The organism is Novipirellula aureliae (genome assembly GCF_007860185.1).
Lineage (GTDB): Bacteria > Planctomycetota > Planctomycetia > Pirellulales > Pirellulaceae > Novipirellula_A > Novipirellula_A aureliae.
Map to the genome: position 1 here is coordinate 125,849 of NZ_SJPY01000005.1, position 25,324 is coordinate 151,172.

Below are 25,324 nucleotides of genomic sequence, written 5' to 3' on the forward strand. Positions count from 1 at the left end.
GGGAAGAACGTAACAATCTTGACCATACAAAAAACTCATTCGGTTTTACTAGGACAATCCGATGTCTCTGAGACTTTTTTTGAGTTTTCTGATGAAACAACCAAAAATTGCCGATGAGTATTAAGACGCCAATCCGCAATGTTTCCCTAAATCCCCTGGTTTACGTTTCGATAGGTCTACGGGACCGCCAAATTTTCGTTCCAGCGTTTCAACACAATTTCACTTTAGGGTTGGAAACGTTCGCTGTTTGGGCATTACCCCCGGTTTTCCCAACGGAACCGTGGCAAACGCCAGCATGGTTAACGGTGATCGATCCCGCGTGCCAGGATCGAAAACAAGATCCATTGCCTCAAAAAATTACTTCCACCCCACCGGAATCAACATGCGATTCGTTCGAAGCCTACTAATGACTCTCTTGGTCGCGGTTCCCGTTGCGATTCAAGCGCAAACACCCGAGTGGAGTCCACATCGAGGAGGCGTTGTACCGCAGGGATCTCCGTGGGCGGTTCCAGTACAGGCGGTTCCAGTACACCCTGTTATTCGATCTCCGAATACTCTGATTAATCCTGGCAAGAAGGATCTGGGAAGGCAGCTAGTAGAACAGTACGCTGAAACCCATCCGCCTCGTACGTCAATTCGTCGCCGGAAGTTGCCTGCGCCCGCAACGATCCCCGAGGCGATTGAACAGCCGCGATGGAAAACGCCATACTCTTACGGATATTTCGGGGCCAACCCGAAGCCGATCTGGACCAAGCATCATGGATACCGAGACAATTACACTCAGTGGACTCGGCATTAGGTGTGGATCTTGCGAATGATCCCCGGAGCGAAAGAATCGGCACAGGAAGAATAAACGAAGGGCGTCGATCCCCGCAGGAACGAAAGGCAAAGCTTTTCCGGTTGGGTTGCCAAGAAGGATCGGGAAAGGTTGTTTGCTATTAGTGGAAAAGCGAGCAACGGTTCAAAAAGAAGGAACACAATGAGGGTGTTTCGTTTGATTTCGGCTTGACGCGCTGGCAGAGTTGGGCAGTTACATTTCAACGCCCACTAGCTCTTACATGGAAGTACCCTCTCATGTTAACCATTCGCACGATCACTGCCCTCGGTTTCGCAGGCCTCGCAATTGCGGCTACGCTGGTTTCCCAAGTCGACGCCAACGGAGACCTTGATACGCTTCTCAATGAGTTGAGCTTTAACAAGCCACAAGTTGTTGGGAATTTAGAAGCTGCACCAGACGATGTAGCCTCCCCACTAAGTGGCCAGGCCGATACGCTAACGGACGACTCCAAACTCGATCCATCGCCAATACTTGAACAAGACGGATTTTCGTACATCGAACCGAGCCAGCTTCCGCAGCCACCCGATCAACGAGATTCGCGGGCTCAAAGCGACGCTGCATCACAGCAGCTAACGGGTGGTCCTCATGCTGCGATTCCGAATCGAATGCCGCCCGCTTCAGGCTACGCACCGCAGAACAACGGCTATGCGAATAACGCAGGACGGTACTCGGGCGCCGTTGCCAATGGACCGTTCTCCCCGATCTATCAACCGGCGGTGGGTCAATACGGAGGCTGCGGCTGTCGTTCCGGTTGCGATTCCGCCGGTTGCAATCACTACGCAGCTCCGCCCCAAAAGGAAGAGCTGTATATTGCTCACCGCACCCCGAATTTGCCTTCTTCGACCTTGCGAGAGTACTTTAACAGTAGTGCGTGCCATACAGGATTGTGGGACGGTTACGCACAGGAACGGGCACAACAGTGCGCCACATACCATAAACATATTCATGGAACCTGTGACTGCGCTCAAAAGACGTTGGAGAATTATCAAAATGGCGGGTTCTTCTGTAAGGGCGCACAGGGGGCAGGTTGCTGCGATTCAGGATGTGATAGCTGTCGCTACTAACCTAACCGAAACAAGTTAACCATCGCCGCAGTTTTCTGAGCAAGGAAACTGCGGCTTTTCATTGAGTCAAAGAAAAATACAGCTTCTATAAAAAACTATCTTAGGTTTCAGTATTTGGCTGCCGATAGTATTAGTACCATGGATTGGGAGGGTGGAACGATCAGTGTCATCGTTCCAGCATTGATGGGCCATGTTGAGGCAGGGAGGGCTTCAACATGGCCCTTCTTTTTTGCGCCGGACGATGAAGACGCTCTCTTGAACGCAAGCCATCCCGAGCCCGAGCATGAGGGTTCGATACGATGCCTGGACGGATCCTACATTGCGAACCATTGGCCACCCGTCAAGCCATGATGCACCCGTCAAGCCATGATGCACCCGTCAAGCCATGATGCACCCGTCAAACCATGATGAAGGTGTTTAAGTCCGTGGCCCGTGCTTGAGTGAAGCGAAAACCACCGGCCAATGGAGCACGACATGCAATTCGCTCCGTAGCAGCAGTCGCTACTGCAAATCGTTTTCGGCAAGAGCCAGCAAGTCGAATCGATACACACCGCAAGCCAATTCTACCGTCACCTGGCCTGCATCACTCGTCTTCATCGCATCCGCGAACTCACTTTCGTTCAAGACGATGCCATCCACTCGAATGGCCGTTATGTTCGTTGTTGGAAACACAACGGTCGCAGTTGTATTCGAAGGAACCGTAACCGTCATTTCCACTTTGTCGCCCGTGTTTCTCCATTCACTTGCTGCTTTACCATAGGCGGTTTCTAGTTCGGCACCAGCGGATGTGAGTGGGCCGCCGAAGATCGGTCGAACGAAAAAGTGCTTGTAGCCGGGCTCCGCTGGATCAGGTGAAAGACCCGCGATTCGTTCGTACATCCATTGTCCGACGGCCCCATAGGCGTAGTGATTGAAGGAGTTCATCGCCACGTTGCCAAAACCATCTTCGTGGCTGTAGCTGTTCCAACGTTCCCACATCGTGGTCGCACCTTGATTGATCGAGTAGAACCACGAAGGATAGGTTTCTTTGAACAGAACAGAAAACGCAACCTCCTCGTGTCCCGTTTGATCGAGTACTTGATTGATGAACGGGGTACCAAGAAACCCAGTGCGCAAGTGCCCATCCGCTTCATCAATCAGTCGAACCAAATGGTTGGCCGCCTGAGCTTGCCGTCGTGCGGGGATCAAATCAAACGCAATCGCAAGGATATAGGCCGTTTGAGTTTCCGGTGCATTTTGCAGCTTTCCATCGGAATCGAAAAAGTGATTGGTTAGTTCTTGCTTTACTGCGTCAGCCTCCTTGCCATATTTCTCAGCATCGACATTTTTACCGAGCACTCGCGCCGAGTTCGCAAGGATTTGGACGCTATTCGCGTAGAACAGCGTGGCGAGAACGGCATGAGGCGTATCGCCGATATTGTTGGAAGCATATGGCTGCAGCCAGTCCCCGAAGCCGGCTACGTTTGTGACAACGCCATCGGCGTAGTGGTCGCGATACCAACCGACTAGTTTCGCCATCATGTCATAATTTTCAAGCAGGATCTCCTTGTCGCCGGTACGAAGATAGACTTGCCAAGGAACGATGGTGGCCGCGTCCATCCACCCTGGACTGCCACCCCGATTCTTCAAGATGTCTGGGATGACGTGAGGGATGCGACCATCGCTGGACTGGTCGTCACGCATCGAACGCAGCCAGCTTTTCCAAAACGCATGGCAATCGTAATTGAACATCGCGGTTGGGCAGAACGCTTGGGCGTCACCGGTCCATCCACAACGCTCATCTCGCTGTGGACAGTCGGTTGGGATATCCAAAAAGTTGCCTCGCTGTCCCCAGCGGATGTTCCTTTGTAGTTGATTGAGTTTTTCGTGTGACGATACAAAGCTTCCGACTGGCTTTAAATCGGAATGGAGGACGAGGCCCTTGACCCAGTCCGCGCTGGGCGTCGAACCTACGGGCAAACCCGAGAGTTCCACATATCGAAATCCATGAAAGGTGAATGTCGGCTTCCAGGAAATCGTCCCTGTACTTGCCGCAGTATAGAAGTCGATCGACTTGGCGGATCGATAATTGGCTGTGTACATCGTCCCATCGGGGTTCAGCATTTCCGCGAACCGAATGGTTACCATTTGGTCTTTTTCGACAGGAATATTGATTTCGGGCCAACCCACCATGTTTTGTCCCAGATCGAAAACGAACCGCCCTGACTCGGGTTCTGTGATCCTTTGCGTAGACAGTGTCTCGGTAACTCGCACAGGTGCAAACGGTTTGGGCGTCAACATAGGCGTTTCCAACTTCGCACTCGTCGCGACGTCGTTCCAACTTGAATCGTCGAAGGCAGGATCGCTCCAGCCCGGCATCGCTTTCCGCGCATCATAGGTCTCACCGTCGTAGATACTCGAGATTCGAATCGGCCCATCCAGCGTCGATTTCCAGGCGTCATCTGAGGCAATGGTTTGTACTTCGCCATCGGCAAAGGTGATTTCTAGTTGCAGAAGCAATTCAGGAACGTTGCCGTAAAAATTCCATTTCTTTGACCAACCGAGCCGCCCGGCGTACCACCCGTATCCCAACATCGCCCCCAGCGCATTTTCGCCTTGTTTAACTTGTCTGGTCACATCATACGTTTGTGTATCGATCCGGTTGGCGTAAGAAGTCCAACCGGGAGTGAAGGCATCGATACCGACCTTTTGCCCATTCAGGTAAACCTCGTAAAGTCCGCGAGCGGTCACGTAAAGACGCGCTCGTGCGATCTTGTTCGCAACCGGAAACTCACGCCGTAGGTAAGCGACGCGTTCATCTTCTGAATCAGCGTTTGAATCCACTTCCGTCGATTGGAAGATCCATTGCGATTTCCAATCCTCTGAAGACAGCAACCCCATCTCGAAGTGAGCTGGAGTGCTCCAGTCAGAAGCCAAGCCATCTTGGTCGCGAAAACGAACGCGCCAACGGAGCTGTTGACGCGACGTCAAAGGGGTGCCACCGTAAGGAACGAAGACCGATTGATCGGAATCGACCCAACCGCTGTCCCAAACGCTTTCCTCAGCAAGAACATCACGAACTTCAAGTTGGTAACTCGTCTGACGTTCGGTACCAACCGGCAGTTTCCAAGAAAACGTCGGCGTCGGGTCGTGGAAACCCAGCGGCTCAACGAATCCCTCGCCCACGACCAACTGCTCCGGCATTGCTGCCCAACAGGCGACCTGACACATCGTCAATGGAACGAGAAGTATCCCAATCAAACCTCTTGAATTCATCGTTGTTCCCATAAGTCCAATTGACTCGGTCAATTCCCAGCTGCGTGTTTCAAAGTACATGTTTCGACAAGATGGAATTTCACATCGCAAGACCATCTAAAATCGGTGCGCAAACCTAACGGTCAGCGACCGATTGTACAAGACAACGATGCACCGCCACATCCTTTCAACGGGTGACGTGATAGCGGGTGCCATCGCCGCGTCGCTCGACCGCACACTCGCAGGGGGGACTCCCTGACTTTCATCGCCTTGGCCGTCGATTTTGGAACGCTTCGCGAGGGTCAGACTTGATCTTCGGTTTGCGTTCAGTGAAAACCGAAGATCAAGACTGACCCCGACGAAGTCTTCGCCCGACGAAGTCTTCCCATCGAACATCACTCGCCATGCCTTGAATAATCTCGGGGGTTTGGGGTCAGGCAGCCAATCACGCTGGGCTCTTCACCAAGGGATTCGGAAATCTTTTTTCGAATCGGTATTGACCAAAAGTAAGACCGTCGCTGACTCCAGCGAAGCGTAACCGCACATTGAAATCATGCCGACTTCGCCTTCACTACGTTCCGCTTTTTCGTCAATTAGATATTGCTTCCTTGGGCGGTTTTGCTTTCGCGGCGGGCTAGGTCGGCGGCGCTCATGATGATGTCGTGATAGGTTCCTCCGGCCGGGATCATGGGATACACATTTTCTTCGAAGGTTACGATGACGTCCAATAGATAGGGTTCGTTCGGATCAGCGAGCAGGCGTTCGATGGCGGCCGCTAGATCGGCGGACTGTGTTACCCGCTCGGCCTTGACGCGGTAGCCTTTGGAGATCGAGAGAAAATCGGGATAGATGTCTTCCACCCCTGGACGCTTGACGGCCATCGGATCGCCAAGCGCCGTTCCGCTGCGGTGCCCGTCATAGATCATGTCCTGCCACTGGCGTACCATGCCGAGCCATTGGTTGTTGATGACGACAACTTTGACGCCGATACCATAGCGGTGGCAGGTACTCAGTTCGTGGACTGTCATGTTTAGTGAGCCGTCGCCATCGATATCGATGACGGTGCGTTCGGGGCATCCTACTTTCGCTCCAATCGCCGCTGGCAAGCCATATCCCATGGTGCCGAATCCGCTGGAGCTTAGGAAGGAACGTGTCTGGGCGACCTTGTAATGCTGCATGGCCCACATCTGGTGCTGGCCGACACCGAGAGCGACGATAGCTTGGCCATTGGTGATGTCCGAAATGGAGCGAATTACGAGCTGGGGGCTAAGGGCTTCGCCATCGGGAACGGTAAAAGGATAGAGTGTGCGGTTAGCAGATACCTCGGCTCGCCAATCGTTGTAGTCCCCTGGTGTAGCGGTTTCGAGCAGCTGCGTCAAAGCTTGCTTGAGGTCGGCACAGATCGGTAGAGTCACCGGCTTGTTTTTGTTGAGTTCGCGGCGGTCGATGTCGATGTGAACGATTTTCCCATGCTCGATGAATGCGTCCAACTTGCCAGTCACACGGTCGTCAAAACGCACACCGAACGCCAGAACCAGGTCGGCTTCGTTGATCGCTACGTTGGCATACTTCGAACCATGCATGCCAAGAACGCCAAGGGCCAGATCATGTTCGGGGGGAAACGCGCCAAGGCCCATGATCGTGGACGTGACGGGGATCCCCAGCTTCTCGGCAAGAGCGAGCAGTTGCGGGGCGGTGTCGGAGCTAACGACGCCACCACCGATATAGAGAATGGGCTTCACCGCTTCGCGAATCATGCGGCAGCATTGCTCCAACTGGCCAGGGTTAATCGATCCCGCTTTGGATTCAGGAGCCGCGATGACGGCCGGGATACGAGGCGGCATGTAGCGGCCTTCGGGGTTGCGTGGATAGTGCTGCTGGATGTCTTTGGGGATATCGATGAGTACGGGCCCCGGTCTCTGCCCGCCCGCCAGTTCAAATGCTTCGCGCACCGTTTCCGGAATTTCCGCGACACGTTTTACGAGATAGGCTTTCTTGGTGATCGGACGACAAATCTCAACGATGTTTACCTCTTGAAATGCATTCTTGCCCAACAAGTGTGTTGGTACATTACCGGTGATGGCGACGATTGGTACGGAGTCGGAGTTGGCGTCTGCGATGCCGGTGACCAAGTTGGTGGCGCCAGGACCCGAGGTGGCCAAACAAACGCCGACTTTTCCCGTGGCGCGGGCGTAGCCCTGAGCAGCGTGTGCGGCTCCCTGCTCATGCTCGACGCGGATGATCTTGATTCCGACTTCAGGCAAGACGTCAAAGATCTCGAGGTTGGCACCCCCTGGATAACCAAAAATGACGTCGACACCTTCGGCGACAAGGGCTTCGGCCAGGAGCCGGGCGCCGCGTTTTGCGTGGGCTCGATCGGCTTCCAAAAGATCGGTGATCGCACCGCCGGTGATCGTGGATACGTCGTCGTACGTCACGTGATCGAGTTGAGAGGGATCGAAGTTGCTCATGCGCCTAGCTTTCTCTAAACAGTTATGGGGGAACGCAAACCTTGGTTGCCCGCATTGTGGTAATACCGGAGCGGATTTTTCCGAGAGTTTAACACTTCAATGAGTGTGTGTCTTCTAGTTGCATTGGGCGTGCTCAACAATCGCCGAATGGGGAGAGGGATCGGAGAGGGGGGAAGACCACGTTTGTCGCTCGGTAACGCATCGGGGTTGAGAGCTTCGTAGCGAAACTCGCCATGCGTTTCGGCAATGGCAACAAGAGGCCCGAAAGGCGAAAGTCTTGGCGACTTTCGCTACGGCTCTACAGGAACGTTGATTTGAAATAGAATAATGAAGGCAACGATTCAATTGCCGCTTTGGCGTTTGTGGACTGCTGATTCAATCAACAGGCCCTCACGCTACAGTACCGTGAATCGCCGAACCAACCGTGTCTAACATAGAAACCAAATGAATAACAGGAAACCGATGAATTCAAAAATGAGATTCGCACAACGCCCGTTCAACCGGCTGCCGATTGGTTTGCCGACCGGTCTCCTGTTTTTATTGGTGGGGTTTGCCACGGTTGTGTCAGCCGAGGGGCCGGGAACTGCCGTTGACAGCGAGAACTCGAATTTCGGAACGATCACGGAAGAAACGCCGTCGATCCCCCAGTATTTCTCTTGGATCAACAATACGAACGAAGGATCCACCGAAGCTCAAACCATCACGAATCTTGAGTTTTTTAAGTGGCTTCATGACGAGTATGGAATGCGGTTGGGCATTTATGCGTGGGACGCTGGCAATATTGACAGTGAAAAATACTACGGCAACATGCAGAGCGAAAAGTTCAAACAACAGTATCCAAACGGATGGGGCGATATTGCGGCATTGGCCAAATCGTTTTCCTGCCGACTCGGGCTTTGGGGTGGTCCGGACGGATTCGGCGATACGCCCGAAGCCGAACAGGCTCGTATCGATCTGTTGGTGAGTCTTTGCCGTGATTATGAACTCCAACTCTTTAAGTTCGATGCCGTCTGCACGCAGTTGCGAGAAGAAAAACAGGCAAGCTTTGCCAAAGCGATGACCGAATGTCGCAAATACGCCCCCGATTTGATTGTCCTCAATCATCGGCTCAACCTTGGCGTGGCAAAACCACACGCGACCACCTTTCTGTGGGGCGGGGCGGAGACCTACATCGATGTGCACATGAGAAATCGCACGACGGCCCCCCATAACCGTGCCGGGGCCTTGTCGCGTGGATTGCCACCCGATCTGAAACGCTTGACGGAAGACCACGGTGTCTGCATCTCGTCCTGTTTGGACTATTGGGAGGACGACCTCGTCCTTCAAGCCTTCAACCGCTGCCTAATCCTTGCTCCCGAAATCTATGGAAACCCATGGCTACTGCGGGATGACGAATTCGCCAAACTGAGCCGCATTTTCAATCTACATTTCCGACACCGGGAAATCTTGGTCAAAGGCATGGAGCTGCCGGAAAGATACGGAAGCAATGCTGTTTCCAGAGGTGATGGCTCAACGCGGTTTATCACTTTGCGAAATCTCAGCTGGCAACCCGTGACGTACGACGTCTCGCTAGACGAAGAGATCGGGCTGACCGATAAAGGAGACGTCGAGGTCAGGCGATATCATCCCTCCGAACGCATGCTCGGAACGTTCGACCACGGCCAGAGTCTTCCCATTGAGGTGCCGCCTTTCCGGTCCTATTTGCTGATGGCCACAACGAAACCCTGTAGCGAAATCGGGGTTCTCGGCTGTGACTATGAAGTGGTTCGTGATACGACGAATCAACCCGTACTGGTCAAACTCCTCGGGCTACCGGGAACCAACGCAACGGTTTCTCTCCATCCCGGATCCCGATCTTTCAGCAAAGCCTATCTTGGCAACGAGCCAGCAAACAAGATTCTCGACGGTAGCCAAACGATCCGCTTTCCAGGACAACCAGTCTCACTGCCCTGGCACAAGCAGCTCGCGGAGTTAACGCCCGTTGAGGTTCCTGCGGATGCAGAGCAGCTTTACGAAGCGACCTGCTTCCAAGCGGAAAATAATGCATTAGAAGTTCAGTCCCTTCACCGCTCTGGCCCGACCTCGATCCCCCAGGTCCAGAATGCACGCGATGCATTTTTCGACCAAGAGCTGTTCTGGCGCCGAGGAATCTGGGACAAGTACATGTTCGACGGAAAGCTAGAAACCTTCTTCAGTGTTCTGCACTATGGGAACGATAAACGGATCGACCAGGGGGCTTTGCGCATCGACTTAGGCAAGCCTGAAACCATCGATCAACTCTCGTTTCGGGCGCTCTGGCCCTCTAGCGATCCGCGCCAGCCGCCGCTAGAAGTGTCGGCGGAGGTGTCGAAGGATTTGACCTCCTGGAAACCGGTCACGTTCAAGCGGACGGCGGTCCAGGAAGGCAACATCAAGGTTGCCGACATTCAAAAGAATGGAGGATCTTCCTCGCTTTTCGACGCCGATGTCTACACATGGGAACTGCAGTCAGATCGGGCCCAGCCTTTCCGTTATCTACGAATCTTCGATGCACCACAGCGCGTTGCCGAATTTGCCGCTTGGGCAAATAACAAACAATTGGATGCATCCGACTGGCACGCTACGAATTTGTTTGCACCGTTCGATGCTGCCCGTCCAGTCGCTGCTTGGCAGGCCGCAGCGGAGATAGAAGACAATACCGCCGAAGGAAGCTATCTGTGTGTCGCTCTTGATGGCAAGCACGGGATCAACAAGGCGTTTGCCGCCTTGCGAGTCGATGGAGAATGGATTGGCGCGTCACAAAGAGCACCATCGTTTCCTTGCGTTGCCTGGGAGTATCCGGCCAGGAGCCAGGCGAGCAACGATACTCATTATTTTCCCGTCACGGACGCGATGCGTGGCAAGAAAATAGAAATCGTCGTGCTGGGGCTAACAGGCGGTGAAACCAATATCAAACCCCACGCCTGGATCACTTCCTATTATCCACCTCGTGAATCGATCACGCTTCGACTCGAAGAGTAATCTGGAACTCAGGGATACGGCGTTTTGAGAAAACGCCGAGGGAAAGAACATAAAACTAGCAGATGTTCTTATTTCCTAGCGGAGAGGCCGTGGTTTTTGTAGCGAAACTCGCCAAGAGTTTCGGCGACGTCCGAAAGCCGAAAGTCCTGGCGACTTTCGCTATGGTAGAAGGATTTAGCCCGGTTTCTAAAAAACGCCTTACCCATTTTGCATGAGCAAGGCGTTAGAAGTCTGCTAAGAAGGGGATTGCCAAAACCGATCAACGGCGACGGCGACGTGACCCGACAACGGCAACGAATCCGATCATGCAGAACGCGATCGAACTCGGCTCGGGAACGGCAGAAACGTCAAATCCGGATCCCGTCAGAAAGTAGGCTCCCATATCAAAGTAAGACGCATCGCTGTAGGCCGGCGCATCCTGTACATGACCACCAAAACTTTGGACTTGGGCAAAATAATTGCCCTGGGCAAGAAGGTCACTGAAGGAGACCGTTAAGGTGTCGTCACTTTCGACACCCGTTCCCACTACCGAACCGGTTGCGTCAAAAATAGTAAGCTTGCTACGCAGCAAGCCTGCCATGGAGTCGATGGTTAGTAGGTCCGCCACACCCGCGGAAAGGAAATCCGTTCCGTTATTCACCATTAGGCTGATTGCATCCATTCCATCGGTATAGAAGGAATGCCAGTTCTCGGTGTATTTTTCGACACCCAGGGGATCCAGGTCGCTAGAATTGAGCGGCACGATTACACCCTTATTCTGACGGGACGATACGTCGATAATGTCACCCGTAAGAGCGAGCGTCGTAGCGTCGTCCCTTGTTCCTCCGATGCCATCATCGATGAGCATTAGGTCGGCTGCTCCCGTGCGGTTACCACTACCGGCGATGGATGAAGTGCTCAGCATTTTAGCGACATCATTTTGAACGGTACGAGCCCCTTCTACGTCGGCGTCACCAACACGAAAAGCGACTCGTTGCCGTCCGTCCGCTTGACCGATGATGGGCACGTAGGCGCCATCTTCTGGAGCATCGTCACCAAGCGAGTACTCGTTCACCAACGTTGAGGTTGTGTCGCTATAATCACTTTGATGGTACAGCCCAAACGCGTGAGCGTTTTCATGCGCCGTTACCGCACCGATGTAAGCGCCATTGATCACACCGCCGGTACCGTCGCCCGCTTGGGCTTCGCTGAACATCCAATTGGTGTGGTCGCCAGGATTCGCCGCGATGCCTGCTGCGATGCCAAGGCCGGAGACGCCGTCGGCGTCATTGCTGTACCACTTCACCGGACCACTACCCTCGTTGCGAACCTGCGAGCCGATGACGGTATGTAGCATATTGGGGGTCGCATCATAGAAAGCTTGACGATCGGCATCGGTGGCGTTGGAGTTGCCAACCGAGTCATACGGATCGATTGTCGTCACGTTCACGTTGAACCCAACAAAGGATGATGCGACCTGGGCCCAAAGAACGCTGATTTGGGTCTGTTCGACGGTAGAGAAAGTGCCTGTGTCGGGGATGTCATTCAGAGGTGCCGTGTAGCCAGGTTCAATCCCTGACCAAGTACCATCGTATTCAAACCCACCAACGTTCAAGTAGATAGTGTAATCCGCACCGGGACGACTCTCGAGTTGAGGAATACCACTGGGGCGCTGCGCATAAACGCCGTTGCAGAGGAAAACAGCCAATACGGGGACAAACCACCGTCGGCAAGCGAACACCGAACTTTTCATCATTCACCAAGTTGTTAAAGAGAGAACACCGCCAGTGAACTTCAAAGAACTCAGGTTCCCAGAACACTCTTCACGCGTACATTTCAAGACGATCGCAGCAGTGCAATCTCGTAGAATATGTCAGGACCCGGCCAGTGGCAATATCCGTACTCTTGCGAATGTTTAGAATTCGCAATCAGGTAAACGGGGCGTCTGCTACCCGATCCGAAGAGCAAAAACTCATTCCGATGGCGAAGGTGCTTCTCGCTAACGTTATGGCTTTAGAGATTTCCGGATGCGATCAAAGCCAGCGCTGATTTCGCTCGCCAACAACTTTAGAGAATCGTAGACATCGTCGGCAGTTTCTCGGGTCGCTCCCTTCAATGGTGTGTACCGCTCGTCAAGTGAGTCAAGTTTGCGGTCCAGCGCATCCCACTTGTCCCGCAACTCCTTGCTAGCGAGATGAATTTGCAGTTGCAATTCGTCTCGTTCATGTTTCAGGCCACGAACCAACTCTGCAACCAACTTATCTTGACTACTCATCTGACAAGCTCCCGAAAAAGAATTGTGATAGCTCCCGCCGCAAGAAAACGGTCTCACGAAGGGGAAGACTCCCCTATTTGCTTCGTCAAAATATACTTTAGGGCTGCTTTTTTCGTGGCTGTGGTTCCAGCCGCAGAACTGGGGTTGGAAGCCACCGTCACATTATGCCGCAACCTAAAGTTAAATCTGGACAAAGTACTCTGCTGAAGCTACCCAGTGGAAGCAACCAACATGCCAACACATCCGTTACCTCCTAAAACAACCCAACGGCAACGCCGTGGCAACGGCGATGTGCGGCAACGGGCACTGGCACTCGGAAATGTGTCATCATCGCACGCTCCAAAGCACGCTTCCTCTGGTTCCCGTCTCCTAACCGCTTGCCATCATTCTTTTCGCACAGGGGAGCTGCTTGCCCTCATCAACGACCGCAAATAGTCAGGTGATTTTCCGACGTAGCAATGGCAAGCTTGGCAAACTGAAGCGGACTCGCTCACCGCGCACGAGCAGACGGGACAGGGTCTTGACTCGGGTTGGTCCGCCGGCATTCTGAATTCGGCGGGTACAGAGGAGGCGGTCGCTGGCACAAATTCGCCCAATATCCGCATGACGCCCGTATCGGAAACCGACGCCCTGGGCCTCGCCACCACGACGGGTTCGCCGCAAACGGGACAAGGCAAGGTTCGGCCAACCGACCGCTCGGGAGCTCGCAATGAATGACCATTGACGCAGGCAACAGGTATGTAATCTGCTTGATTCATATCGCACGAAACTCCATTCAACGATCGGTAGGATTGGCTTGCAAGTGATCTAACCCCGATCCCTAGCTTCGGTATCGCTCGTTTCGAAAAGTCGGATCAAGATCGAAGCGATCGGCATTCATCACCTTGTTCCAAGCTGCGATGAAGTCACGGGCAAATTTTTGCTGTGAATCTTCGCTAGCGTAGACCTCTGCGATCGCGCGAAGCTGTGAATTGGAACCGAATACGAGGTCAACGGAAGTCGCCTTCCACTTCACCGCACCGGTCTTACGATCACGTCCTTCATAGAAGTGTTCGCATACCGCCGACTGTTGCCATTCGGTATTCATATCGAGCAGGTTCACGAAAAAGTCGTTGGTCAACACCTCGGGTTGCTCGGTGAGCACACCTAGTTGCATATCGCCAGCATTGACATTAAGGACTCGCAGGCCACCGATCAACGCAGTCATCTCCGGTGCTGTGAGCGTAAGTAGTTGTGCTCGATCGATTAACAGTTCTTCCGCTGGCCGATCGACAACGGGACCCACATAGTTGCGAAATCCGTCTGCGGACGGCTCCAGTACCGCGAATGACTCAACATCGGTCTGCTGCTGTGAAGCATCACTACGTCCTGGCGAGAACGGCACCTGCAAATCGTGTCCCCCGTTCTTAGCTGCCTGCTCAATCGCTGCGCATCCGCCAAGTACGATGAGGTCCGCGAGTGAGACCTGTTTGCCATCTGTTTGCGAAGCATTAAACGAATGTTGAATTTCCTCCAGCGTCCGCAATGTGCTAGCGAGTTCCGCGGGTTGATTGACGACCCAATCCTTTTGTGGTGCTAATCGAATGCGTGCACCGTTGGCTCCACCGCGTTTGTCGCTACCTCGGAACGTCGATGCGGATGCCCATGCCGTTTCCACTAGCTGAGAGATCGATAAGCCGGACGAGAGCAACTTGGATTTGAGTGTCGCGATGTCCTGATCTTGAATCAATTCATGGTCGACCACTGGAACGGGATCTTGCCACAATTGGGGAGCAGCAACTTCAGGTCCGAGGCAGCGAGAAACGGGCCCCATATCGCGATGCGTTAACTTGTACCATGCCTTTGCAAAGGCAACTTCAAATGCTTTTGGATCTTCATGGAAACGTTTCGATATTGGACCATAGATCGGATCCATCCGAAGTGCGAGGTCGGTCGTAAACATGATCGGTGCGTGAAAATTTTCGGGGTCATGTGCATCGGGGACGGTATCGGCCGCAGCCGGGTCGGAGGGAATCCATTGCCATGCGCCCGCTGGGCTCTTGACCAACTTCCATTCGTATCCGAATAGATGATCGAAATAGTCGGTCGACCACTGCGCGGGAGTCGTCGTCCAGGCTCCCTCGAGCCCGCTGGTGATGGTATCGTCGGCATTGCCTTTGCCGTACGAATTCTTCCACCCAAGTCCTTGTTCTTCGATGCGGGCTCCTTCAGGTTCCGCACCGACATACTTGCTAGGATCGGCAGCCCCGTGGGCTTTTCCGAAAGTGTGTCCCCCCGCAATGAGGGCAACGGTTTCTTCGTCGTTCATTGCCATACGAGCAAACGTCTCACGGATATCCTTGGCAGCCGCGACGGGGTCGGGCTCACCGCCGGGGCCTTCGGGATTGACGTAGATCAAACCCATCTGGACAGCTGCAAGCGGATTGTCGAGTTCACGATCGCCTCGATAACGCATCTCACCAAGCCACTTCGTTTCGGGGCCCCAGTTGACATCTAGCTGTGGTTCCCAGACGTCTTCGCGGCCTCCAGCGAACCCAATGGTTTCTAGCCCCATCGATTCGAGTGCACAGTTGCCGGTCAATACCATCAGATCGGCCCATGAGATCCGTTGGCCATACTTCTGCTTGATTGGCCAAAGCAATCGCCGAGCTTTATCAAGGTTTGCGTTGTCGGGCCAACTGTTCAACGGGGCAAAGCGTTGAGTACCGTAGCCCGCGCCACCGCGTCCGTCCGAAACGCGATATGTCCCCGCACTGTGCCAAGCCATTCGAATGAACAACGGACCATAGTTGCCATAGTCGGCTGGCCACCAGTCTTGTGAAGTGGTGAGTAGCTCCGTAATGTCATTCTTCAATGCATGGAGATCGAGCTTACTGAACTCCGTGGCGTAATCAAAGTCCACGCCCATGGGATTACTCTTGGTTGAGTTTTGATGCAAAATCTGAAGGTTCAATTGGTTTGGCCACCAATCTCCATTCGTGTAGGAACCGGCTGATGTGTGCCGTCCGGTCATGGGGACGGTCCCCATGACCGGGCATTGGCTTGGTTCGGACGCATTTTCCGCATCGATAGAAGTGGTTTGTGGGGCCTCGGCGATGGCGTGGCCGGTAGCGCACCCTAGTGCCATACACGACATCAAGCGAGCGAAGTAAAGGGTCGAGGACATGATCTTTCCTGGGTTTGAGGGAATGAGGCTCGTGTGGCCTCGTGGCGCAATCCTGAACGAGATGTTCAATGGCTTCTTCTGATAGCCACCGCAACGAAGACAATTATTGGCATGATCAACACGACCGTCCAATGCATAACTAGAATAACAGCAATGCGTATGACGCATGGTTGGATTTTCGCCGTTTCCAGGCGGAAAGAATTGGAACGATTACGCAAGCGAGAGTTTTTATCCTATGGACATGGATCAATTAGCGCATTTCCAATGCGTCGCGGATCTTAAGAATTTCACACATGCTGCTGATCGATTATCGATCTCACAGCCAGCCTTAAGCCGTTCGATCCAGCGGCTTGAGGAGGAAGTGGGGCAGCCGCTGTTTGAACGTAAGCCTCGCTCGGTCGACCTAACCGATGCGGGCCGGCTATTTCAGTCGCGTGCCGAACAAATCCTATTGATTCTGGAAGACTGCAAGGCCGAAATTTGCGATGATGGACAGAGTGGGCGAATCCGTATCGCGGCGATCCCAACGATTGCTCCGTTCTTTTTGCCCAATCTGCTACGAACGTTTTCCGATGCTTTTCCGAAAGCCAATCTAATGGTTCAGGAACACACCACGGACAATTTAATGCGGCGATGCAAACAAGGAGAACTCGACGTCGCGATCGTTGCCCTACCCGTTCCATCGCGATACGTGGAAGTGGAGGAGTTGTTTGAAGAAGAGCTAAGTCTTGTGCTACCGCGAAATCATCCACTGGCAAAGAAAAAACAAATACGCATTGGTGATGTGGAGGATTATCCGTTTGTGCTGCTCGATGAAGCGCATTGCTTGTCCGACAGCATTACGTCTTATTGCCGACAACGCTCCATACAACCTGTCGCCGTGGAACGGACGAGCCAATTGGTAATGGTGCAAGAGTTGGTTTCGCTCGGGCATGGTGTCTCGTTTATTCCCGAGATGGCGAAGCAACTCGATCGCACTCGGCGACGTGTCTATCGGTCGCTACATGGCACGGTACCGACTCGGACGATTGCAGCCGTGTGGAATCCTTATCGTTTTCAAAGCCGTTTGCTGCGTGAATTCCGAGATCATTTGCGTGACTATTCCGAGGCTTTTGTGCCGAAGTAATCGCCTTCGCAATCGTTTGTGCACAAGTCGTGGCGTTTACAAGGTTGTTACCGATATCTACCACGGCATGGCATCATCGAACGCTATTGTCCGTTCACTTCGGAAGCTCCATTTTCGAGCATTCCGTTGTAGCAACGCTCGCCAAAGTGGTGTAGACTCGCAGCATTCACAAGGCATAAAAATACAATCATCTCGAAAGAGCCGTTGATGATTTTGCTACGTCGACATCAGCGAATGTTTGACGCTTGCAGGACGACCATCCAAAGTGGTTCTTGGCTGAGCATGATTGGAATGTCGAATTCACAACCGTACTCTCGAAGTTTGCTTTTGGGTGAAACGCATTTACAGACACGGGACCCACGACTTGACTTCGCGGGCATCGTCTCGGCGTTGACTCCGCCACGGAATCCCACCTATCCATTGATCAAATGACTCGAGCCATTCAAAGCGAGAATATTCACTCACACAAAAGAGCGAGCAAAAAAATATGAAGATCAAACGAATCACAGCCCACTGCGTCAAATTGCCTCTCATTGAAGGTAGTTACCGATGGTCGGGCGGAAAATCAGTGACTGTTTTCGACAGCACAATCATAGGCGTTGAGACCGACGAAGGGCTCGTTGGTTATGGCGAAGTCTGCCCGCTCGGGCCATTCTATTTGCCCGCCTATGCCGATGGCGTTCGCGCGGGGATCAAGGAACTTGGCCCCCATCTCATCGGGTTGGATCCGCGTGAATTGAATGTTGTGAATCAGCACATGGACGCTGCTCTACTTGGTCATCCTTATGTAAAAACAGGAATCGATATCGCTTGCTGGGATTTGCTAGGCAAGTCGACCGGTTTACCAGTGTGCGTATTGATGGGTGGTCGGTTCGGCGAAAGCGTGCGTTTGTATCGTGCGATTTCGCAGATCGAACCGGATCAAATGGCGGCAAATGTCGCCATGTATAGCGAGCAAGGTTACACGCGGTTTCAATTGAAAGTGGGCGGAGATCCCGATACGGATATCGAACGTATCCGCGCCGCTCGTGCGGTGCTAAAACCGACCGATCGATTGGTCGCCGATGCAAATACGGGCTGGACTCAGCATGAAGCGATGCGGGTGGTTCGAGCGGTCAGTGATTTGGACGTCTATATCGAACAACCTTGCGTCACTTACGAGGAATGCTTGGCCGTCCGCCGAAACACGACAGCGCCGTTTATATTGGACGAGAACATTGATGGGCTCGATCGACTTCTACGTGCCAAGGCTGATTTGGCAATGGACGTTGTTAACTTGAAGATTAGCAAGCTTGGCGGATTGACAAAGGCTAAGCAAGCACGCGATCTATGCGTCTCAATGGGCATTGCAATGACACTCGAGGATAGTTGGGGTGGCGATATAACCACGGCAGCAATTGCTCATTTAGCTCACAGTACGCCGGAACCGTTTCGCTTCACCAGTACCGACTTCAACAGTTACGTTACGGTAAGCAATGCGGATGGTGCCCCGGTACGTGAGGATGGCTTCATGAAAGCGAGTGAATCCGCAGGCCTAGGCATTACGCCAAAGATGGATGTGATTGGACCTGCGGTTGTAGAGGTTTGCTAAGGCCTTAACGGCCAGACGCGAAAATAGGCCCGCTAATTTCGGCCCGCTGTAACGGCGACTTCGTTTCCCGACAGGCGGAATGCCTGTCGTCCATCATTGCCCCGACTCCGAGATTGTAATGCCCCGAAAAATCTTGCCGTTCGTTTCACTCTTGTTGTTTGCAGCGATATCTCAAGCAGCGACAGCTCCGCAAATTCCAGAAACGTTGCCTGTTCCTCTACGTGGCTTTGTTAGCCGCGAACCAGCGGAAACTTGGGAGTCGGGTTTGATCACAGGCAATGGCACCATCGGCGCCAATATGCTCAGCCGTCCGCTCGAAGAACGGATCATCTTCACTCACGAGCGATTGTTTTTGCCGCAGGGTCCACCCACGATGCCGCCCGACACGTCGGCTCGATTGTTCGAAATTCGCCGCTTGATCGATCGGGGGCTGTATCGTCAAGCAACTCAGTTGGCGTTCGATTTGTCGGGGCAACCCGACTTTTTGTATCCCGATCCGTTCGTGCCTGCCTTTGACTTAACGATTGTATCCGAACAAGCTGGAGAGATATCCCGCTATGCTCGTTCCGTTGACTTCCAAACGGGTGAAGCAACCGTGCATTGGCAAGATGATCGTGGGCGTTTCGAACGCCGCTTGTTTGTCTCGCGAAAAGATGGTGTTGCTGTTCTGGCAATCAATGCGTCCGCGCCTGGATCGATCCATTGCCGATTGGCACTCGAACCGCGAAAGCCGAGTGATAAACTTGACGCGAAAACACTGCAGCGGTCGCAGACCGTTTTCAACGAGTGCGTAAAGGATATCGTCACGGGGGCCGACGAGTCCGGATTGACGTTCACCAACCAATTTTCGAAAGCGTACCCTGGCAGCATCCATTCGCTCGAAGCAGTCGCTCGCGTCGAGTCGATTGGTGGAACACGAACGCCTAACGAAGACGGGAGTCTCGAAATCAAAGACGCCGACCAAGTATTGGTCTTGGTTGACCTGAAGCCGCTTTACGACCCCGATGCTTCCACGATCGACAAGACAAAAGCGATGCTTGCCGGTCTGCCTAAGGATTATCAACAACTATTGGGTCGCCATGCAAAGATCCATGGCGAGCTATTTAACCGGATGCGGTTGGACATTGGCGGGGAAGCGGATCATCGCAGGACGACGGAAGACTTGCTGGTCGATTCCAGCTACGAAAAGTTAAACCGCGCGTTGATTGAAAAGGTATTTGACGCGGGCCGCTACAACATCATTTCTTGCACCGGAGAACTACCACCGGTGTTGCAGGGCGTGTGGGGGGGGACCTACGCACCGGGTTGGGCAAGTGATTTCACGCACAACGGCAACGTACCATCCGCGATCGCGTCCAACATGATGGGAAATATGCCTGAATTGATGCTCGCCTATACGTCGTACATCGAATCAATCGAACCTTGGCTTGAAATCAATGCCAAACATATGTTTGGTGCTCGCGGCGTCGTGCTGCCATCGAGGTCAACGACCCATGGATTCAATAATGCCTTGGTCGACACGTTTGCAGGTGGCTTTTGGGTCGCTGGCGCCGCTTGGGCATCCCACTTCTTCTACGACTACTACCTTTATACGGGCGATCGAGAATTCCTGGCTAACCATGCATTGCCCTTCATGGAAAAGTCGGCACTCTTCTTTGAAGACTATTTGTACGAAGGAGACGATGGGAAGTTGGTATTTTCGCCCACCCAATCGCCTGAAAACACACCCGGCAATAGCAACTCACAGGGCACTTTTAATGCGACGATGGATGTCGCTGCTGCAAAGGAATTGTTGACCAATCTAATCGCGGCGTCGAAGGCACTTGATAAGAACGCCGGGAAGATCCCCGTTTGGCAGGCGATGCTTGACAAAATGCCAGCTTACATGATCAACGATGAGGGAATCATCAAAGAATGGCTAACGCCGCGTTTGGAGAACAACGATAGTCATCGTCATTCGTCTCAGTTGTACCCGCTGTACGATGGCATGACACCAGAGATCGCTGAGAGCCCAGAACTGCAGGCCGCCTTCAAAAAGAGCATTGAGTACAAACTCGATAAACATTGGAAAAACAATCAGACCGGATTCATGTCGTTTGGGCTGGTCCAATTGGGCCAAGCGTCGACGAGTCTTGGTGAGAGTGAATTGGCCTACCATTGTTTGACACACTTGGTGAATCGATTTTGGCTTAGCAATCTCGCGTCGATGCACAATCACCGCTCGCTGTTCAATATGGACATTAGTGGTGGCATGCCTGCCGTGATCATCAAGATGCTGGTTGCTTCGGAGCCGGGCAAAATCCAACTCCTGCCGGCGCTGCCGAAGCAGTGGCCAACAGGACAAATCGACGGAGTGCTCTGTCGTGGCGCAATCGAAATCGAAACGTTGAAGTGGGCACCAAACAAAGTCGAGCTTACGCTGACCTCGAAACAGGCACAAACGATTGTCTTGAGCGTACCAGCGGCGATTGTGGAGTCGACGGCAAGTTGCACTGAGGGAAGTGTGGAGTTGAGCACGACCGGAAGCCGCCGACAAGTAAGTTTAGGCCTACCAGGCGGAAAGCGTGTGAAAGTAGTGCTTCAGCTGCAATCCTAAAGACTTGCAACCATGAAATCATCACGTGGTGGTTCTTGTTAAAGATCCACCACTGCCAATCCTACATCAAACTCAAAACAAGATGATTGTCTTGGTTTAAAAAAGGCGCTACTTTTCGTCGAAATCACGCAGCGTATCATGCTCATACGCAATCGTTTCGTTTTGACCTGCATCGGTACCTTTTGCATCGGTTGGCAATCGCAATCGGAAGCAGCTTCCGATACCATTCTTTGGTAGTAGCACCGCGATTTCACCGCCGTGTTCATGCATGATCTTTGCGCTGACGGGTAATCCTAAACCTGTACCTCGCGATCCTTTTCCCGATTCGAAGAGCGAGAAGATCTTCTGGCGATCTTGCTCCGCAACACCGGGCCCATTATCGATCACGTCGATGATCCAACCATCGACCTCATCAAACCGAGTGACCACTTCGACGGTAGCGATCTGCTCCGATTGCCTCGCATGTTCACTCGCTGCATCGATCGCGTTGGTAATCAAATTCAAGATTGCACGGTGCATGGCATCGGGATCAAACGAGGCATCGGGCATTTTGTCCGATAATTCAGCCCGCATTGTTACCTGCAACTCGGATGCACGCGCTTGCATCAGTTCGAGAATATCGCGAACGGTTTCGTTCAGATCCGCATCCACGCACTCTGGTGTTCTCTCTTTAGAGAAGGTTAACATGTCGAGTACGAGGTTCGAAATCCGTTCCTGGTTCCGGTCCACCATCCGCCACCCACGTCTCACCGCGTCGGTATCTTCGCGGTCAAGTCCTGCTTCGATCAAATAGCCGCCCCCTCGAATACCTTGCAAGATATTCTTGATGTGGTGAGAAAGCGTTGCAATCGTTTGGCCCATTGCCGCGAGTCGTTCCCCTTGCAGGAGTGCAGAATAGTAGAACGTATCTTCAATTGCCAATGCGGCTTGATGTCCAATTGCCGTCATCAACCGCAACTGATCGTCCGTAAACCGCGGCGCATAGTCACGCGCGATCATTTGTTTCGGGTTGGTGTAGGTGTCGACATACAGCGCACCAACGATATCGTAACGTCCCTGCAGCGGTACGCAAATCGCTTCTCGGACACCGGCAGTGACGATCGATGCTGCGGAATCGAAGCGAATATCATCGCCCGCGTCCGTGGTTCGCACCCCTTCTTTCTTTTCCAGGACAAAATCGAGAATCGTTCGACTAATCGAAATACGTTTCTTTTGTTCCAAATCAATGCCAGTTTTCAGATCATTTTCGCTATCACGATCACAGCGGGCGGCTGGTTGAAAATGTCCCGATTGATGGTCTCGAAGCATCACACAGCCGCGGTCCGCTTCCACCCAATCGAAAACCAGCCGCAAGATGCGATTTAGCAGTTCCTCCAAATCGTCGGTTCGGCCTACGGCGATCGCGGTTCGGTACATCACTTCCAATGAGCGATCGGCTTCGGTCTGCGACGCTCTCGTTCGAGTTGTTACCGTCTGCTTACCCTGCTGGGATGCCGCACGAGAGGCCAGCGGTATCGATTCAGAGGACGGTTCGATGGACGAGCCCAACGAAGACACGATCCGACTGGCGTCATGAGAGTGACTTTGCAAAACGATATCGACTCCATGAGCGGAGTCGAGCGTACTGGGTTTGCCTGTATCGGTGAAGATCAACAGCGTGCTGCCGATCTCGATGCGGTCACCGCTCGCCAAACGTCGTCGTTCGATCGATCGGCCATTGACAAGCGTCCCGTTACTGCTATCGAGATCGATCAATTCAAAGCGTCCATTGGAGTCATGCTGTATTTCGGCATGAACCCGCGAAGCTTCGGTGTCAAGCAATTGGATGGTATTCGACTTATCTCGTCCGATTCGAACGACGCTATCGCCGATCGAAAAATGTTTACCCTGGTCGCGTCCTCGGACCACAAATAAAGATGCCATTTTGCTTTCTCAGGTGTTCGCTGTCTGGTGGGTTGTCATCGATCAGACGTAGAGTTGGTCGTCGTCCAAGTAGCCAGACTTTGGACAGCATTTAGGGGATAAACCTACATGGGAGGCGGTGGCAATTGAATTTCTGTTTTTGATCCTGCGGTCAATTGGGCGACCAAGGTTTGGTGGTAATGTTTGAGCAAACCGACGAGCGATTGAAAGTCGGGTCGCGATGCCAAAGCTTGATAGGCGGGATTGGCTGCAACCGTATCAAACCTCGTAATCACACTTTGGATTTCTTGTGGATCCGGATGCTGCGGTTCCGCTAGAATCTTTCCAGGCAACGCCAAGTAATTTTTCCACTGGTCATCCAATTGATTGTAGAGTTGCGGAGCGAGTTGTATGATCTGGTTGCGAATAACATCCGCCTCGGAAACTCGATTCGCTTGGGCGAGTTCGTAATGATAGGAGGGGACTGGTTGTCCACTGTTTTGTTGTGCGGTTGGAGGAGCGACCGTGCTATTTGCATACGTTGCGATCGCCGAGGTCAAATTCAATGCTGATGGGGGGACGACAACGGGTTGACCTAGCGCCGGGCTTTGGTAATAAGCCGCTGTCGCAAGCGGGTCGACTTGGACGACGGATCCATCGATCGATACACCTGCGAACAAGCCTCGGCTTCTCGAGTAAGAGTATATTTCGGCCTGCATATTACCGTCCGTCGCGATGGCAGCTTGTCGCCCGACAGGCCCAGCGGCTGCGGCGGCATCACCACCGATGGTTAGCTTTCCGGAGAGCACCCCTTGAACGCTACGAGGCGTTTTGAAAACCAAAACAACATCGGATGATTGAACCCCAACTTGCCAACCGATATTGCCGCCGGTCAGCGTGATGAAAACCGGAGCGTGCCAAATGCCGTCCGCTTCACGAACGAACAGCAAACCACGCCCATAACGCGCCCCCACGATGAAGCTGCCCTTCATGACGTTGGGAATGATCGCTACACCCGATGCGTTGGAGAGCATCGATTCGGGAATCCGATTGAGCGGACGATTCATCGTCTCGCTGAGGACCAACGCCGATGCCTGCACAAGTTGCTCTTCAACGGATACAGACAATACGTTAGGTTCAATAACCGTATTGAGCTGAGCCGATACGGATTCAGGCGATAAGGCGACAGGAATTAAAATGGCCAGCGAGGCCAACCCAGTAGCAAGCCTGTTGGGAAACCAAATAAAAGTGCGTGACATGTCGCCCTCGATCCTTGAGCAGGTGGAAAGTCTAATAAGCTATGGTAGTGTACGCGAAACAACTAATTGCTAAAACATCGAAATGAATTTTTCATTTTGCGCCGAACTAAAACCAGGATCACTCGATGCGAGATAGCTTAACAAAAACGGCAAGCTTTTTGCGGGCCACGGGGATTGGTGGGCTTTTTTTCCTGCTGCCATTGGCGGTTTTGGTCGGCTTGCTTGGGTACGTCTACAATATCGTTGTTGCTGTCATTGTGCCGCTGCACGAAGCATTGCCAAAGTGGCTTCCGGTCAACTTGAACAGTCCCGGCGGTATTGCATTTCTGTTTTCATTAGCCGTCGCAATCTTAGTTTTGCTTTGTTTTGCTGCTGGAATCGCAGCTCGAAGAGCGATCGGACGGAGATTCTCGAAAACAATCGAAAAGCAATTGACGATGGTTTTCCCCAAATATGCAATCTACAAAGACTTGCTGGCAGGCAATTTGAAGCACGAAAGTATTGGACCGTCGCTCAAACCGATTATGGTTAAAAGTGTCGATGGTTATCGCTTGGCTTTCGAAGCCGATCGACTCAAAAACGGTATGGTCGTCGTCTACCTACCCGGTGCTCCCGATACTTGGATCGGGTCGGTGATGTTGGTAAACGCTGACTGCGTCATTCCAAGCAACGTTGACTTCAACGAGACACTCGGTATTTTTGAACGTCTGGGCCGCGATTCCGCCCCGTTTCTCAATGTGGTTCCATTCACTCAATCGTAAAGAGACGAAGCATCATATTCGGCTCGCATACCAACGAACCCACCCTTTCGCACAAGCAGAAT

General features: G+C 52.9%; 14 protein-coding genes. 7 read left to right on the forward strand and 7 right to left on the reverse strand.

All coding sequences use genetic code 11. From position 1 onward, the window contains the following. Positions 1-382: 382 nt before the first annotated feature. Entirely contained in the window at positions 383-799 is a 417-nt protein-coding gene (locus tag Q31b_RS15410) for a hypothetical protein (RefSeq protein ID WP_231617606.1), read from the forward strand. 275 nt (positions 800-1,074) lie between these two features. Further along, positions 1,075-1,902, forward strand: a complete 828-nt coding sequence (locus Q31b_RS15415; RefSeq protein ID WP_146600586.1) for a hypothetical protein — start codon at positions 1,075-1,077, stop codon at positions 1,900-1,902. 501 nt (positions 1,903-2,403) lie between these two features. Here Q31b_RS15415 and Q31b_RS15420 read toward each other — a convergent pair. Both Q31b_RS15420 and ilvB read right to left on the reverse strand, forming a co-directional pair. Further along, a complete protein-coding gene (locus tag Q31b_RS15420; RefSeq protein ID WP_231617607.1) occupies positions 2,404-5,157 on the reverse strand; it encodes a glycoside hydrolase family 78 protein in 2,754 nt (917 codons plus the stop codon). Between the two features lie 572 nt (positions 5,158-5,729). Next, positions 5,730-7,607 (reverse strand): biosynthetic-type acetolactate synthase large subunit, encoded by a 1,878-nt coding sequence (gene ilvB / locus Q31b_RS15425; protein ID WP_146600587.1) that lies wholly within the window; start codon positions 7,605-7,607, stop codon positions 5,730-5,732. A 474-nt stretch (positions 7,608-8,081) separates the two neighbouring features. Here ilvB and Q31b_RS15430 point away from each other — a divergent pair, with 474 nt between their 5' ends. Further along, positions 8,082-10,607, forward strand: a complete 2,526-nt coding sequence (locus Q31b_RS15430) for a discoidin domain-containing protein (RefSeq protein ID WP_146600588.1) — start codon at positions 8,082-8,084, stop codon at positions 10,605-10,607. Between the two features lie 259 nt (positions 10,608-10,866). Here the strand turns inward: Q31b_RS15430 and Q31b_RS15435 are convergent, their stop codons facing one another. The 3 genes from Q31b_RS15435 to katG all read right to left on the reverse strand — a co-directional run bounded on the left by Q31b_RS15435 (position 10,867) and on the right by katG (position 16,027). Continuing rightward, positions 10,867-12,342, reverse strand: a complete 1,476-nt coding sequence (locus Q31b_RS15435) for a hypothetical protein (RefSeq protein ID WP_146600589.1) — start codon at positions 12,340-12,342, stop codon at positions 10,867-10,869. Positions 12,343-12,591: 249 nt separating this feature from the next. After that, on the reverse strand, positions 12,592-12,861 hold the full coding sequence (locus tag Q31b_RS15440) for a hypothetical protein (RefSeq protein WP_146600590.1): 270 nt from the start codon (positions 12,859-12,861) through the stop codon (positions 12,592-12,594). Positions 12,862-13,681: 820 nt separating this feature from the next. Beyond that, positions 13,682-16,027, reverse strand: a complete 2,346-nt coding sequence (gene katG, locus Q31b_RS15450; RefSeq protein ID WP_146600592.1) for a catalase/peroxidase HPI — start codon at positions 16,025-16,027, stop codon at positions 13,682-13,684. A gap of 235 nt (positions 16,028-16,262) precedes the next feature. Here katG and Q31b_RS15455 point away from each other — a divergent pair, with 235 nt between their 5' ends. From Q31b_RS15455 to Q31b_RS15465, 3 genes are all read left to right on the forward strand, one after another. Continuing rightward, entirely contained in the window at positions 16,263-17,153 is an 891-nt protein-coding gene (locus Q31b_RS15455) for a LysR family transcriptional regulator (RefSeq protein ID WP_146600968.1), read from the forward strand. Positions 17,154-17,640: 487 nt separating this feature from the next. Then, entirely contained in the window at positions 17,641-18,744 is a 1,104-nt protein-coding gene (locus Q31b_RS15460; protein ID WP_146600593.1) for a cis-3-hydroxy-L-proline dehydratase, read from the forward strand. A 118-nt stretch (positions 18,745-18,862) separates the two neighbouring features. Beyond that, complete coding sequence (locus tag Q31b_RS15465; RefSeq protein WP_197171602.1) at positions 18,863-21,340, forward strand: glycosyl hydrolase family 95 catalytic domain-containing protein; 2,478 nt, start codon at positions 18,863-18,865, stop codon at positions 21,338-21,340. Between the two features lie 108 nt (positions 21,341-21,448). Here the strand turns inward: Q31b_RS15465 and Q31b_RS15470 are convergent, their stop codons facing one another. Together Q31b_RS15470 and Q31b_RS15475 are read right to left on the reverse strand one after the other, a co-directional pair. Continuing rightward, entirely contained in the window at positions 21,449-23,263 is a 1,815-nt protein-coding gene (locus Q31b_RS15470) for an ATP-binding protein (RefSeq protein ID WP_146600595.1), read from the reverse strand. A gap of 104 nt (positions 23,264-23,367) precedes the next feature. Then, positions 23,368-24,501, reverse strand: coding sequence for a lipid-binding SYLF domain-containing protein (locus Q31b_RS15475; RefSeq protein WP_146600596.1), 1,134 nt, complete (start codon positions 24,499-24,501; stop codon positions 23,368-23,370). 125 nt (positions 24,502-24,626) lie between these two features. On the opposite strand from Q31b_RS15475, the gene Q31b_RS15480 reads away from it, so the two are divergent. Beyond that, positions 24,627-25,262 carry a hypothetical protein gene (locus Q31b_RS15480; RefSeq protein ID WP_146600597.1) on the forward strand — a complete coding sequence of 212 codons (636 nt, stop codon included), beginning with the start codon at positions 24,627-24,629 and terminating at the stop codon, positions 25,260-25,262. Positions 25,263-25,324 lie beyond the last annotated feature (62 nt).

Excerpts from the sequence above, each read along its gene's own strand:
- Q31b_RS15410 (WP_231617606.1), top strand. The coding sequence starts at position 383 with ATGCGATTCGTTCGAAGCCTACTAATGACTCTCTTGGTCGCGGTTCCC.
- Q31b_RS15415 (WP_146600586.1), top strand. The coding sequence starts at position 1,075 with ATGTTAACCATTCGCACGATCACTGCCCTCGGTTTCGCAGGCCTCGCA.
- Q31b_RS15420 (WP_231617607.1), bottom strand. The coding sequence starts at position 5,157 with ATGAATTCAAGAGGTTTGATTGGGATACTTCTCGTTCCATTGACGATG.
- ilvB (WP_146600587.1), bottom strand. The coding sequence starts at position 7,607 with ATGAGCAACTTCGATCCCTCTCAACTCGATCACGTGACGTACGACGAC.
- Q31b_RS15430 (WP_146600588.1), top strand. The coding sequence starts at position 8,082 with ATGAGATTCGCACAACGCCCGTTCAACCGGCTGCCGATTGGTTTGCCG.
- Q31b_RS15435 (WP_146600589.1), bottom strand. The coding sequence starts at position 12,342 with ATGATGAAAAGTTCGGTGTTCGCTTGCCGACGGTGGTTTGTCCCCGTA.
- Q31b_RS15440 (WP_146600590.1), bottom strand. The coding sequence starts at position 12,861 with ATGAGTAGTCAAGATAAGTTGGTTGCAGAGTTGGTTCGTGGCCTGAAA.
- katG (WP_146600592.1), bottom strand. The coding sequence starts at position 16,027 with ATGTCCTCGACCCTTTACTTCGCTCGCTTGATGTCGTGTATGGCACTA.
- Q31b_RS15455 (WP_146600968.1), top strand. The coding sequence starts at position 16,263 with ATGGACATGGATCAATTAGCGCATTTCCAATGCGTCGCGGATCTTAAG.
- Q31b_RS15460 (WP_146600593.1), top strand. The coding sequence starts at position 17,641 with ATGAAGATCAAACGAATCACAGCCCACTGCGTCAAATTGCCTCTCATT.
- Q31b_RS15465 (WP_197171602.1), top strand. The coding sequence starts at position 18,863 with ATGCCCCGAAAAATCTTGCCGTTCGTTTCACTCTTGTTGTTTGCAGCG.
- Q31b_RS15470 (WP_146600595.1), bottom strand. The coding sequence starts at position 23,263 with ATGGCATCTTTATTTGTGGTCCGAGGACGCGACCAGGGTAAACATTTT.
- Q31b_RS15475 (WP_146600596.1), bottom strand. The coding sequence starts at position 24,501 with ATGTCACGCACTTTTATTTGGTTTCCCAACAGGCTTGCTACTGGGTTG.
- Q31b_RS15480 (WP_146600597.1), top strand. The coding sequence starts at position 24,627 with ATGCGAGATAGCTTAACAAAAACGGCAAGCTTTTTGCGGGCCACGGGG.